This window comes from Streptococcus sp. HMSC064H09 (assembly GCF_001812625.1).
In the GTDB taxonomy this organism is placed as follows: Bacteria; Bacillota; Bacilli; order Lactobacillales; family Streptococcaceae; genus Streptococcus.
Genome location: NZ_KV809556.1, coordinates 94,655 through 108,868 on the forward strand (window position 1 = coordinate 94,655; position 14,214 = coordinate 108,868).

Annotated in this window: 8 protein-coding genes; 7 read left to right on the top strand and 1 reads right to left on the bottom strand. The window is 41.9% G+C overall.

The window, feature by feature from the left end:
- Positions 1-7 precede the first annotated feature (7 nt).
- The 7 genes from HMPREF2867_RS01835 (at position 8) to addA (ending at position 13,040) form a co-directional block, all read left to right on the top strand.
- Positions 8-823 (top strand): ABC transporter permease, encoded by an 816-nt coding sequence (locus tag HMPREF2867_RS01835; RefSeq protein ID WP_070575374.1) that lies wholly within the window; start codon positions 8-10, stop codon positions 821-823.
- Positions 824-1,084: a hypothetical protein gene (locus tag HMPREF2867_RS01840; protein ID WP_002884593.1), complete on the top strand. Its 261-nt coding sequence runs from the start codon at positions 824-826 to the stop codon at positions 1,082-1,084.
- A 9-nt stretch (positions 1,085-1,093) separates the two neighbouring features.
- Complete coding sequence (locus HMPREF2867_RS01845) at positions 1,094-2,833, top strand: DUF6287 domain-containing protein (protein WP_070575377.1); 1,740 nt, start codon at positions 1,094-1,096, stop codon at positions 2,831-2,833.
- Between the two features lie 279 nt (positions 2,834-3,112).
- Positions 3,113-4,423: an ATP-binding protein gene (locus HMPREF2867_RS01850; RefSeq protein ID WP_070575379.1), complete on the top strand. Its 1,311-nt coding sequence runs from the start codon at positions 3,113-3,115 to the stop codon at positions 4,421-4,423.
- A gap of 34 nt (positions 4,424-4,457) precedes the next feature.
- On the top strand, positions 4,458-5,831 hold the full coding sequence (locus HMPREF2867_RS01855) for a GHKL domain-containing protein (protein WP_070575385.1): 1,374 nt from the start codon (positions 4,458-4,460) through the stop codon (positions 5,829-5,831).
- A gap of 245 nt (positions 5,832-6,076) precedes the next feature.
- Entirely contained in the window at positions 6,077-9,397 is a 3,321-nt protein-coding gene (gene rexB, locus HMPREF2867_RS01860) for an ATP-dependent nuclease subunit B (protein WP_070575386.1), read from the top strand.
- Positions 9,387-13,040 (top strand): helicase-exonuclease AddAB subunit AddA, encoded by a 3,654-nt coding sequence (gene addA / locus HMPREF2867_RS01865; RefSeq protein ID WP_070575389.1) that lies wholly within the window; start codon positions 9,387-9,389, stop codon positions 13,038-13,040. Before rexB ends, addA begins: the two co-directional genes overlap by 11 nt.
- Positions 13,041-13,391: 351 nt before the next feature.
- Here addA and HMPREF2867_RS01870 read toward each other — a convergent pair whose 3' ends face one another.
- Positions 13,392-14,123, bottom strand: coding sequence for a DUF554 domain-containing protein (locus HMPREF2867_RS01870; RefSeq protein WP_070575392.1), 732 nt, complete (start codon positions 14,121-14,123; stop codon positions 13,392-13,394).
- Positions 14,124-14,214: the final 91 nt, after the last annotated feature.

The window sequence follows — 14,214 nt, forward strand, 5'->3', positions numbered from 1 at the left end:
GAGACTTATGAACGCAGCATTACGATTAAGTTGGTATAAATTTAAACATCACTACATGGATTTTGTTAAGGTTCTTCTGGGCATTGTCGCTTTCGAAGGCTTAATCCTCTATATTCAGGACAAGGGATTTTTGAAAGATTTCGAAACAACTCGAATGACCCTCTTTCTCTTGCTTTTTTCAACAAGTCTCTTGATTGTGGTTCAAAACAGTATTTATATTTCTAAGGAACGTTCGGTCCTCAACCGTGACTTTTTCTCAGGTTTGAGTCGTTCGGCCTTTGCCTTGGCTAGTATGGGGATTCACGCCTTCTTTGCCGTTTTGGAAACTATTGTCTTTATCCTATCTTACTCTGTTTTTAGTAAGTTATTTGACAAAGAATTTCCGGACGCTGGTCATATTTTTGGTTCCTACCGTTGGGAAGTTGGGATTACAGTGCTTCTGGTTTTCTTGGCTTCGCATTTTATTGCCCTCTTTATCTCAGCCTTGGTTGGCAAATCTGAGATTACCTCTGTTATCCTAGCAGTCGTTGTGGGTATCATGCAATTTTCATTGTCGGGAACTATCCTGTCTTTGCCCAAAGCCATTGATTGGGTACAAAAATTTGTCTATCTAGGTTATGGCCACAAGCTTTTTGGGATTTCTAGTGACTTGTCAGACTTGCCATCTAGTTTGGCTAAGTACCATGTTCCTGTCCCTAAGAGCCAGTTGGAGGCTTTTCAAGGTTCTACAGGCGAATTCTGGGGACAATGGTGGGCCTTGGTGCTTCATTGCCTCGTTTATGCCCTACTCTTTTTCGTCACACTTCAGAAGAAGGAGAAATAAATGCAACAATATGATGAATGGCTGATTGACTTCCAAGTTCAGCATGGTCGCAAGCCAAGTGATAAGGAAGTCGCAGAAGCTGCTAAGACTGGTTTTGCTCTTTCTAGTGGCTTGAGCAGACAGAAAAATTCTAAATTCAGACAAGTTTTGTCTAAGGTTGGTTTGGGTGATCTCAAGTTTAGCTGGTTTTTAGTTTTGGAAATTTTGCTCTTGATTTGTATTGCTCTCTTTGGCTATGTTGTTGGCTATCTATTTATCTAGGAGGACCTCATGAAACAGTTTAAACATAAAAAGTTTATCGGTTTAGCCTTGATTGTCTTTTTGGTCTTCATGGTACTTGGAAAATACACTCAGAGCACGGCTTTTACATCGTCTTCAAGAGTTTATGCCACAACCGTTGTCGATAAGAATACCGGGAACAAGGTGCGTTTTGAAGTTCGTAAGATCAAGGGAGACAAATACGAAGTCAAAAATACGGAGACCGGGGATACTTATCAGGCTAATGCCCAAGCCGGCGAAGACCGTTCTTTGAGCTTTAAGTTGGCTGGAACTAACGGCAACTCAGACGGCACTATCCGTATCACACCAAGTATGGTGCCTGGAGGAGATGCAAAGGTTGAAATGACTGACTCAAACACCTATACTCAGGTTGAGGGAGGTTCTGAAGTCGTTGAGTCTAGCGAGGCTTCGTCTAGTTCTTCAAGTAGCCAAGTTAAAAGCATTATTAAGGATATTTTGGAATCAAGTAGTTCATCCTCTGGTAGTGACGCAAGCTCAGAGTCGTCTTCTAACGATCCAAATAAGCCAAATGCAGATATCAAGACTAAGACCGATGTCAATGGTGATAAGGAAACCACTTATATTGCAGACTATTCGACTGAGGACATTAAGTCTATCACGGAAGCTTTTGGGAAATGGCTCTATCAGTCTGATTATGCCAAGGATGCTGTTTTAGTTCAAAGTAGCTTTGACAGTATTACCAAGGTCAATGATGGTAGTCCAACCTTCCTTTCATTTAAGGCACCTAAGGAAAAAGATAGCAGCCAAACGATTACCATCCTTGCTAATCTCATCAATGCGGATGGCTATGAACATATTACTGGTGTTCCGAGTGGTATCATCAATGGTAAGGAAGTCTCAAACTATGATTTCAAGGACTATAAAAACACGGTTGATTCCTTTGCTTTAGGGATTAATGACAATAGTGGTAAGACCGCAGACTATAGCCCAACATCATCTTTCCGTCTTTATACCTTGAAGGATAAGAAACATGCTATGTATGAAGACGATGCCGCTGAACAAAAAGCCCTCTTTAAGGACTTTTCAGCTGATGATAAAACTGGTGGCAATTATAATGGCTATAACAAGCTTTATAAGGATTTGGTTGACCAAGATAAGGATTCTTACCAAATCGTTCTCGGATCTAATGGTACTGTTTATTATGTGACGAACTACTGGAAGGGCAATTACGATAAGAAGGCTGTTCAGACCTATAAGGTAGCACCAGATGACATGCAAGAGGCTTACCAAGAGCTGCTCAAGCATTACTCTAGTGCTAGCACGTCTGATAGCTCAGAATCTTCAAGTTCTTCACAATCATCAGAGTCATCATCAAGCTCATCAGAGGCCAAAACAGAATCAAAAACAGAAACTAAGACCGAACAAACAGGCATGGATGTTAATGCTATCAAGGATAATAACTTCCAAAGCCTCGAAGGGACTTGGAAGAATGGGAATGGTAGTAGTTTGACATTTTCTAAGGACAATTTAACAGCTCCTGAAAATTATGTTGTTGAAAATTCGAATGTTAAACTTGAGAATGGCTATGTCACATCAAGTTTAAGAATGGGTATTTCTGGAGCAGCAATTCTCTTTATTCCAAAGGGAGTTACACTTCCGACAGTTCAGGGATTTGTGGATGGTTCAGATAATACTAAAGACCGTATTTTGGTCACTCAGTCAGCATCGCCACAATCTGACGCTAAACAATTCTACTATAAGGCTGACTAGACCTGACAAGGGTGAAAGTCTTAAAAAAAGTAATGTTATAACCTAAAAGTTGAGATAAAATTGTCTCAACTTTTTATGTTACATTTGTAACTTTAATTTAATAGTAAGTCCATCTTCTATAAATAAATGGATTCTTAGAGGTATTATAGACTTTATTAGAAAATTAATTATTGTGAAAACTTACAAAAAGCTATATAATGAGTAGTGTTGTAAAAAGGGCTTCCTAGGGGATTTTTGAGGAAGTTTCTTAAATCAGATTAAAGGGAGAGGGGGAAAAGAATGACTTCTATTATTGAATCGCTATTTGCTGTTTTTAAAGATTTTCATTGGCTAGTATCTATAGACACACTCTTGATTTTCTTTGTCAATTATCTGATGTTTCATGCAGCTGGTAGGGTCAAGATTTCTTGGAGGCTACTTTTATTAGGTGGTCTTTTGTCAGTTGTTTTGACTCCCCTTCTTCCTATGGGATTCAAATTTTTACTTAATCCTCTCATATTATTTTGTTTTAGTTATTACAAACGTCCAGACTTGCCATGGATAGAGCCGGTATTTAATAGCTTTTATGCCTGGGGAACAACTAATATCATTATACGGGGCTTGTCATTAATCGTCTTTCCTTTACTTTTGGGAGCCGACTTGACTAGCCGTATTCCAGAATCTTTAACGGAGTTTATCTGTGTGGTAGTTGCCTATCCTATTTACCTCTTGGTTCACCGTTTTATTGGTTATGAATATTTGCAGGTCGAGGAAAAGGAGCGCTTGCGCATACACTTCACCCCTATTGTTATTGGGGTTAGCTTTGCCTTTCTTTCATATGGGCTTTTAAATGAATTCCTGCCTTACTTTGCTAGTATCTGGCCTGTGGAAGTGGTTAACAATTATGCTAAGTTGGTCGTTCTATTGGCAACAGGCGCCTTCTTTATCGTTGTTTCCTATGCCAATCAGTGGATAAAGGATGAACTTTTTCTGGAGTTGAAAGAGGAGCAGGAACGTCATTTCCAGAGCTTACAGGAATCTAGTAGGCATATCCTCCATCTTTATCAGGAGTTATACCGTGATGGAGTGCCTAAGGTAGTTGTACCTAAGAAGGCTAAGACTGTTCTGGCTACTAGTCAAGAGGGAGACAGTCAAAACCTATCTGAGGAGGAAGTTCCCTTCAGCAAGGTTATGCCAGATATTTCCAACCTGCTTTCTCAATTGTTACGTTCCGTCATTGAGAGTAAGTATATGGAGTTTAATGCTGTTGGAATTGATTTTATCATGGAGGTTCCAGACCCTATATCCCCATCCCATATTGATATAGTGGATTTATCAGCTGTCCTAACGACTTTCTTGGACAATGCCTTGTTGAGAGCTCATGGTCAAGAAAATAGCTTAGTTCGTCTGTCTTATTACCAAAGTGGTGAGGTTCAGGTTCTCTCTGTAGAGACAACCCTTTCGCAAGACAGTGCTGATGCACCTCACAAGGCGTACGAGAATCATCTGTCAATCAATGAACAGCTCGAAGATATTATGGAGCGTTACCCTCAGTCTAAACTTAGCTTTAAGAATGATAAGTTCATCTATAGACAGCAATTTGAATGCTAAACAACTTGTAAAAAATATATAGAAAGGAGATTCGATGTTTGAATCGTTTTTGGGAATAAATTTTTTAAATCTCTATAATACAGATGCCTTTCTAGCCATTCAGATTATTATAACGCTGACGATAAACTGTGCTATTTTCAAACGAATGACAGACATTCGTATCTCCTGGACGGTGTTTCTGACCTTAGCCCTGCTAGATGTGGTCCTTCAGTATAATATTAAGAGTATGAACATGATTGCTGATGTCTTTATTCTGATGGTTTTGGCTATTCTGGCTAAAGGAAAGACTTGGACGGTAACGCAGTATGCTTTTCATACCTTGTTTCCAGTGGTGACATCAGATTTGCTTTATCGTTTATTGGGACTCTTCTTTATTCCCCTTCTCTTAAATCTCCCTGTAGCTGAGGTGGGGTCTAATGCACTTTTCTATCTCTTATCTTACGGTTTGATTTTGCCACTTTATTTTGTTTTTGACCGTTTCTTGGGCTTGGATTTGAAGCGTTGGAAGGTCTATAGTGATGACTCTTTCCATAACCTCCAGATTTCTAGAAGAGCTGCCTTAGCCATGGCTACTTATTTATTGGGAATCTTTCTCAGTATGAATTTAGATGACTGGTTACCTGGTTATTCTTTAGATTTGGAATTGAGACTTCGTATGTTAGGGGTTCTCTTGTCTGCAGTGGCCTTTATTTTCCTAGTTGCTCATCTTAATCAACTGTCTAGGCAGTATTTGGAAGAGAGTTTGGCCATGGAGGAAAAACGGCATTTGAATAGTTTGACCAAGGCCAACCAAAAGATTGATCTTCTCTACAATGAATTGTTACAATACAGACAGTCTTATCAGACGGTTGTGGAACAATTTTCAGAGGAAGTGCGTGACCAGGAAGAGGCCCTTGCTGAACAGGTGTATCAGAATGTTCTTAGAGAGAGTGCCAAGGAGTTTGAACGTTTCCGTGTCATTGATAATCCTAAGCTAGAAAATATTCAATCCTTGCCCTTACGTAGTCTTCTTTCGGCTCGTATAATGGAGGCTAAACGTAGTAATATTCCAGTGACTTGTGATATTCCTGAGGAGATTTCAGGCTTTACCATGAACGTGGTTGACTTGACCTTGCTGGTGTCCATTTTCTTTAGTAATGCGATTGATGAGAGTAAGCAGGTGCCTGCCAGTCAAATCAATTTTAGTTTTCATCGTCATGATAAGGATGGGAGTTACCATTTCGTCATGGAAAATAGGACGCAAGAAGAAAAAGTTGACCTTGATGCCATTATGCAGGAAGAAAATCAGAAGAAGACCTCTGGTCTTAACCTTCACTCAGCCAAGGATATTCTTAGGAAGTATAGTGATGCCAATCTGATTACAAGCAGTGGTGATTACCTCTTCAAACAGGAATTGATTTTTAAATAAATATATAGAGCTAAATCAAAGGATTTGGCTCTTTTTTTCGTTACAGATCCATAAAGTAGGGCTCTTTGCTGTTGAGCTTACGCTTATGTCTGAAGCTTAGGACATCGGAGGAGGAAGGGGTGAGGGAGGAGTCTGATTGTTGCTTCATTCTGTGTTATAATAGCAAGGATTAGTGGTTCTTAGAGCTAGGTGAATGGCGATTGCTTAGCCTAACGACTGGTGTAGAGACAAGAAAGGGACGTCTTATGAAATTACTTTATACGGATATGTCTCAGGATTTAACTGAAATTCTGACGGAGCAGGCGACTAGCTATGCTCAAAAGGGAAAGAGGGTCTTTTATATTGCCCCTAATGCCCTATCATTTGAGAAGGAGCGTAAGGTCTTGGAATACCTGCCTCAGTCAGCGTCCTTTGAGATTACGGTGACTCGTTTTACTCAGATGGCTAGGTACTTTATTCTCAATACGAGTAACCCGAAAACTCAGCTGGATGATACTGGTCTGGCCATGATTTTTTATAAGGTCTTGTCACATATGGGCGATGATGAGCTCAAGGTTTATGGTCGTTTACGCAAGGATAGTAACTTTATTAATCAATTGGTGGACCTTTACAAAGAGTTGCAGCAGGCTAATATGACAGTTCTGGATTTGCAGCATTTGGATCAGGCGGAGAAACAAGAGGATTTGGTAAGGATTTTCAGTGCGGCTCAGGATCTCTTGTTGGCGGGAGATTTCGACAATCAATCCAAACTCAGCGCCTTCTTCAAGGAGATTACCTCAGGCCACCTAGATAAGGCCTTGAGTAACACGGTTTTGGTCATTGATGGCTTTACGCGTTTCTCTGCCGAGGAGGAAGCACTGGTTGCACTCTTGAAAGATAAGTGCCACCAGATTGTCATTGGGACTTACGCCAGTCAAAAAGCTTATAAGGCTAACTTTGTTTATGGCAATGTTTATCAGTCTTCAGTGGATTTTCTGAAGACTTTGGCTCAGACCTATAAGGTGACACCTGACTACGTGACGACAGACAAAGAGGGCAATCCTTCTTTTGCACGTATTAGTCGTCATTTGGAGAGCCGTCATGATTTTAGTACGGTAGATGAGAAGGTTACTGATCAAGACAAGCAAGCCTTGCAGGTCTGGGAAGTGTTCAACCAAAAGGAAGAAGTGGCTCAGGTTGCCAAGAGTATTCGTCAGTTACTGGCGGATGGCAAGCGCTACAAGGATATCTTGGTCCTGCTTGGTGATGAGGAGAGTTATAAGCTTCAGGTGGGTCAGATTTTCCGAAAATTTGATATTCCCTATTATTTTGGTAAGGAAGAAGCCATGTCTAGCCATCCTTTGGTGCAGTTTGTGGATTCGCTAGAGCGTATCAAGCGCTATAATTATCGTGCCGAGGATTTGCTTAATCTCGTAAAATCAGGTCTCTATGGCGGTTTTACTCAAGAGGACTTAGACCTTTTTGAGTATTATGTCAATTTTGCAGATATCAAGGGGCGTCACAAGTTCTTGTCTGATTTTACGGCCAATAGTCGTGATAAGTATGATTTAGACCAGCTTAATGCCTTGCGCTCACAACTGGTAGAGCCTTTGGACAAGTTACTTAACAGTCGCAAACAAAAGGGTTCTAGTCTGCTTAAGAAACTTGCGGTCTTTTTAGGGACTGTACAAGTGCCAAATCAGATGGCTGCTTTGACTGTCAAGGCCAGTGAAGCTGAAAAAGAACAGAATGAACAGGTCTGGAAGTCTTTCACCCAACTCTTGGAGCAGGTTGAGACTATTTTTGGAGAAGAAACACTGTCAGTGGACGACTTTTTGTCCATTTTGCGTTCGGGAATGTTGGCCTGTGATTACCGTACGGTTCCAGCCACTGTTGATGTGGTCAATGTGAAGAAATACGATTTGATTCAACCACATTCAGCTCCTTATGTTTTTGCCTTAGGCATGACTCAGTCGCATTTTCCAAAGGTTGGGCAAAATAAGAGTCTCCTGTCTGACGAGGAACGCAGTCGTATCAATGAGGCGACGGATGAGCATAGAAGTTTGGATATTGTCACACAGAGCAATAGTCAGCGGGGGCATTTTGTGGCTATGTCGCTTTTCAATGCGGCTAGTGAACAATTGGTGCTTAGTCAGCCACAAATTCTCAATGAGACGCAGGATGACATGTCGGTTTATTTGAAGGAACTTCTTGACCTTGGTCTTCCTTTGGTTGAAAAGGGACGTAATCGTTTCGAGGCTAAGGGTGACCAGATTGGGAACTACAAGGACCTCCTATCGACTGTCATTGCTCTTAACAGTAGTCATCTAGATGCTGATTTGGACAAGGAAACGCAGACGTTCTGGTCAGTTGCTGTGCGTTATCTCCGTAAGCGACTTGATAAAGACCAAGTCTTGATTCCAAATGTGATTGACGATGTGACGACGACCAAGGTGGATAATCAGGTCATGCAGCTGGTCTTTCCGGGGGAAGAACCACTAAAATTATCAGCTTCGGCTCTGACGACCTTCTATAACAACCAATATCTTTATTTCTTGCGTTATGTTTTGGGACTTGAAGAGTTGGAGTCCATCCATCCAGATGCCCGACACCACGGGACTTATTTACACCGTGTCTTTGAGCGTGTGATGGGTGATTCTTCGTCAGAAAACTTCGATGATAAATTGGAAAAGGCTATTGCTCAGACCAATCAGGAACAACCCTTTGAAATTCTCTATACCGAGGACCAAGAGAGTCGCTTGTCTCGTCAAATCTTGGAAGATATCGCCCGTTCAACTGCCAGTGTTTTGCGTGACAATGCGGCCGTTAAGGTTGAGCGTGAGGAAGCTAAGTTTGACTTGCTTTTAGCAAATAGCATCAAGATTACAGGGATTATTGACCGTGTGGACCGTTTAACGGATGGGGCTCTGGGTGTCGTTGACTACAAATCAGGTAAAAATGTCTTTGACATTCAGAAATTCTACAATGGCCTCAGTCCGCAATTGGTGACCTATCTGGAGGCCCTTCGACAAACCTATAAGGTCGATGCTGACCAGCTATTTGGTGCCATGTATCTTCACATGCAGGACCCACAACTTAACCTAGCCCAGTTTGGTCTGGATAAGCTAGCAGCTCAGGCTCATAAGGAATTGACCTATAAGGGGCTCTTTGTGGCTTCAGAAACAGAGCATCTGGCTGGTGGAAACTATGATTTACAAAAGACTGTCACCTATGACAAGGAGGACCTAGAAACCTTGTTAGAATATAATATTAAACTCTTTACAGATGCTTCTGAGATTATTCGAAGTGGGAATTTTGCGGTCAATCCTTATACCGAGGATGGCAAGTCTGTTCAAGGGGATCAAATCAAGGCTATTACTCATTTTGAGGCCGACCGCCACATGGGACAGGCTCGTAAACTCTTGCGTTTACCAAGTAAGGGCAAGAAGGAAGCCTATTTGGAGCTGATGACAAAAGACGAGGACAATAATCAGATGCAAGTTGCTGAAAATATCATCCCCTTTCTTGTCACCAATCAAGCTGTGACAGCAGACAAAAAAGATCAGGAGGACAACCATGTTGACTAAAGATTTTTTAAGTCCAACAGAGATTAAGGAACGCATTGCCCAAGAAGCAGCTTCTGACAAGGAACGCAAGTTAACACCTGAGCAGATTGAGGCCATTTACAGTAATGGTAGCAATATTCTTGTGTCAGCTTCGGCCGGATCAGGAAAAACCTTTGTCATGGTTGAGCGTATCCTTGATATGATTGGACGTGGCGTTGGCATTGACCAACTCTTTATCTCAACCTTTACGGTAAAGGCTGCAGGTGAGTTGAAAGAGCGTCTTGAAAAGCGTCTGACAGAGCAGTTGGGACAAGTTGAGACGGATGAAGAGCGTGCCTTTCTTTCAGACCAGATAGCCAAGATTGGGACGGCTGATATTGGAACCATGGATGCCTTCACCCAGAAATTGGTTAATCAGTATGGCTATCTCCTGGGTGTGTCACCTATTTTCCGCATCATGACAGACCCTGCTGAGCAGACACTCATGAAAAATGAGGTTTATGCCGATCTCTTCAACGATTACATGCAAGGGAAGGATGCCCAACTTTTCCAAAAATTGGTCCGCAACTTCGCTGGAAATGGTAAGACTAGTAAGGCCTTCCGTGATCTAGTTTACGATGTCTATAACTTTTCTCAGGCTACTGCAGGTCCTGAAAAATGGCTACGTCAGAATCTCTTAAAAGGGCAGACGGATGCCAAGCCAGACAAGGCTAAAGTTGAGCTTTTAGAGGGTCTCAAAGATGGCTTGTTGGCTGATTTCTTAGCCTTCTTAAGAGACCATTTAGGTCTAGCTCAGCGTGAATTTGCCAAGGCCAAGTATCTGAATAATGTGTCAGATGCCATTAGCCTTCTGGAGGGAGCCTTGGCCAATGACCAAACCGATATGGAGGACTTGCTCAAACAACTCTTGACTCTGTCAGGAGGGACTGGCTTGACAAATATGACCCGTCCTAAAGACGAGGAACTCAAGGCCTACAAGGAGGCTTACAACAAGACCAAAAATGAGTTTGTGGCCCAGTTGCGTGAGATTGATACCCAACTAACGGTTCTCGAGATTTTGACCAAGCATAATGATGACATCCTACCTCTGTTAGAGCTGCTTCAGGCCTTTGTACTTGATTTTTCAGACCAGTATTTACAGGCCAAGGTTCAGGAAAATGCCTTTGAATTCTCAGATATTGCCCACTTTGCCATCCGTATTTTGGAGGAAAATCCAGAGGTGGCAGCCAGCTATCGTGACCGTTACCATGAAGTAATGGTAGACGAGTATCAAGACAATAGCCATACCCAAGAACGCATGTTGGAGCTCCTCTCTAACGGTCACAACCGATTCATGGTGGGAGATATCAAGCAATCCATCTATCGTTTCCGTCAGGCGGATCCTCAGATTTTTAATGGCAAGTTCCAGCTCTTCCTTGAAAATCCAGATGCAGGTAAGTTGATTCTCCTTAAAGAGAACTTCCGTAGCCAATCTGAAGTTCTTGATGCGACCAATGGTGTTTTTAGCCACCTCATGGACCAGGAAATCGGGGACATCCTCTATGACAAGACACACATGTTGGTAGCGGGTAGCGAGAAGCAAAAAGAACCCCATCCTGAAAATGAGACTGAGGTTCTGATTTACAATAGTGATGAAGCAAGTGTGACTCCTGACGAGGAAGGTTCTGATCAACCTATCAGTAGTGGTGAGATTTCCTTGGTTATCAAAGAAATTATCAGTCTTCATAAGCAAGGTGTACGTTTTGAGGACATTACCCTCCTAGCACCAACCCGCAACACCTATCTGGACTTGATGGCAAGCTTCGAGGAGCACGGAATTCCTTTGGTTCCTGACGAGTACAAGTCAAGCTACCTAGAGTCGCTAGAAGTTATGATTATGTTGGATACCCTTCGTGCCATCAATAATCCTCTTAATGACTATGCCCTCGTTGCCCTCCTTCGTTCACCGATGTTTAATTTCAACGAGGATGATTTGGCTCGTATTGCTGTCCAGGCCGACGAAGGACAATTCTATGACAAGCTTCTTGTAGCTTGCACTAAAACAGGGCTTCATCCGGAAGTTGTCACACAAGGACTTGATGCCAAGTTGACTCTTTTCACTGAGACTCTGGCAGATTGGCGTGATTACAGTAAGTGGCACTCGCTCTACGACCTCATTTGGAAGATTTACGACGATCGTTTCTATTATGATTATGTTGGAAGTCTCCCTCGAGCTGAGCAACGTCAGGCAAATCTCTACGCCCTTGCCTTGCGTGCCAATGCTTATGAAAAGACTGGTTTTAAGGGACTTTCTCGTTTTATTGGTATGATTGATAAGATCATTTCTAGCGGTAACGACCTAGAGGAAGTGACAGACTTGGTTCCTAAAAATGCCGTTAGCCTTATGACGATTCACAAGTCCAAGGGGCTAGAATTCAAGTATGTTTTTGTCTTGCAGATGAATCGCAAGTTCATTGGTCACAGTAGGGATGGACTAAGTGGTAAGTATATTATCAACCGTGAAAAAGGACTTGGCATTAAGTACCTAGCTGACCTTAAAGACCAGATAAACACCAATTTGCCCAAGTTAAATGTTGTTCTAGAGACCCTAACCTTCCAGGAAAATCGTAGGGAAGAGCGTCGAGCAAGTATCTCAGAAGAGATGCGTCTGCTCTATGTTGCAATGACACGTGCAGAGAAAAAACTCTATCTGGTTGGTAAGGGTAGTAAGGAAAAATTAACCCAGCAATTTGGCACGGATGTCGAAAATAATCGCCTACCAGTAGCTCTCCGTGACCAAATCGCTTTTTATCAGGATTGGGTTATGGCTTTGGATACCGCCTTTATGAGAAAGGATCTCAAGTTTACTGTTCGCTTTGTTGAGGCTGAGGAGTTGACGCCAGAGGCTATTGGTCAGGTTGAAGTTCAAGTGGCAGTAAATGCTGATGATTTATCTAACAATCGCCAGACGGAAGACATTAAGCGTGCTCTAACCGTCTTAGAAAGTGTTGAAAAACTCAACCAGCTTTATGCACCAGCGATTGACCTACCATCTGTGCGTACGCCGAGCCAGCTCAAAGCCTTCTACGAACCTGTTATGGATACCGAAGGGGTGGATATTATGGACAAGAAAGAGGAAGTGCAACCTCTTGAGACTACTACTACCTTTGAACTTCCAGACTTTGGGCAAAAAACTAAGGTCACTGGAGCTGCAGTTGGTTCAGCCACCCATGAACTCATGCAACGCTTGATTCTTTCTGACAAGGTGACCCTCCAAGATTTGACACAGGCGTTGAGTCAGGTATCGGCAGATGATCAAGTTAAGGCGCGTGTGCAGTTAGAAAAGCTACTAGGCTTCTTTGACACCGAACTTGGGAAGCTCATTCTAGCTAAACGTGGTAAGTTGCGTCGTGAAGCACCATTTGCTATGTTGGCAGAAGATCCCACTAGTAAAGAAGATTTTGTCGTCCGTGGTATCATCGATGGATACCTTCTTCTTGAAGACCGTATTGTCCTCTTTGACTATAAGACGGACCGCTTCACTCATCCTAGTGAACTTAAGGAACGTTACAAAGGGCAAATGAGCCTCTATGCTAAAGCACTCAGCCAAGCCTATCAAATAAATAAGATTGATAAATACCTTATTCTCCTAGGTGGAAAAGACTTGGAAGTCGTAGAAGTATAAGCTATAGCCTAACCATTCTTTCATAGTGAAAGAGTGGTTTTTTTGTGTCTTAATCCCACCAAAAAAGACCGGTGTGCACACACCAGTCTTTTCGATAGATTTCCATCAGTATTATAAGTTCGTTAAAATATTAGAGGATGGAAATAGTTATGAAAAAAAGTATCTTGTAGGTTGCTTAGGCCTACAAGGGCTATTATAACAAACTCATATTAGTCTAAACAAGGTTAGAAAAATTAGAATTAATTGCCACAAACATTACTAGTTTTTAATAGTTAGAATCCATAATAGCAATAAATAGAGACAAAAACCGTCACATGAGACTGACGGTTTTAGTTTATTTTAATCCTAATATCAACTAATCAAAGGAACCACCCAATTGACCCAGGCCCAGGAAATAGGCATAACCAGAATCATGGCTGGAATCATATCTGCTGTTGGGAATTGACGCAGTTTCATAATACGAAAACCGGTCGCAATCATGAGGAAGCCCCCGCAAGCCTTAAAGTCTCCAATCATGGCTTTTGTTGTTAGAGGGAGAATGAAACCAGCACTCACAAAGAGGAGGAAGAAAACGATAAATTGTGGAATGGCAATCATGGAGACGATGTAGCCTAGACTACAAGAGAAAATCATAGCCGTAAAGAAATCTAGGATAGATTTAGAAATTAAAATAGAATCATCGCCTGTCATCCCAGACTCAAGGCTCCCGTAAATTCCTGTACCACTTGCACAAAAAAGGACGATAACTGTCAAGAGCTGTGCATAAAACTCATCGTGAGCTAACCCTGTTTGTTTGCTTGGTGTAATCTTGGACAAGCCTTTTTCCATAAGCCCAGCTCCCTTGTTGATGAGGTTTCCAAACTTTAGGGCCAGCCCAATGATGGTACCGATAACTACTGCAAAGATAACGGCAGGCATGTTAACCATATTCACAATAGCGCTAATCCCCATTACCATAGAGGCTAGGCCAAAGATAAGGTTAAGATTTTCCTTGAAATCGTCTCTGAGATAGTCCCCGAAGAGCCCTCCAGCGATTCCTCCTAAGATAATAGATAGCGAGTTGATGATAATTCCAGTTGGCATCAGTGATTTTCCTCCTATTTATTCTAAATACTATAAGTTTAGCATTATCAAAGATCGAATGCAAAATTGTCTCGTTTTTACAAACGTTTTA

Bases quoted from the DNA above. Each gene is read 5' to 3' on its own strand.
- addA (WP_070575389.1), top strand. From the start codon at position 9,387: ATGTTGACTAAAGATTTTTTAAGTCCAACAGAGATTAAGGAACGCATT.
- rexB (WP_070575386.1), top strand. From the start codon at position 6,077: ATGAAATTACTTTATACGGATATGTCTCAGGATTTAACTGAAATTCTG.
- HMPREF2867_RS01855 (WP_070575385.1), top strand. From the start codon at position 4,458: ATGTTTGAATCGTTTTTGGGAATAAATTTTTTAAATCTCTATAATACA.
- HMPREF2867_RS01850 (WP_070575379.1), top strand. From the start codon at position 3,113: ATGACTTCTATTATTGAATCGCTATTTGCTGTTTTTAAAGATTTTCAT.
- HMPREF2867_RS01835 (WP_070575374.1), top strand. From the start codon at position 8: ATGAACGCAGCATTACGATTAAGTTGGTATAAATTTAAACATCACTAC.
- HMPREF2867_RS01870 (WP_070575392.1), bottom strand. From the start codon at position 14,123: ATGCCAACTGGAATTATCATCAACTCGCTATCTATTATCTTAGGAGGA.
- HMPREF2867_RS01845 (WP_070575377.1), top strand. From the start codon at position 1,094: ATGAAACAGTTTAAACATAAAAAGTTTATCGGTTTAGCCTTGATTGTC.
- HMPREF2867_RS01840 (WP_002884593.1), top strand. From the start codon at position 824: ATGCAACAATATGATGAATGGCTGATTGACTTCCAAGTTCAGCATGGT.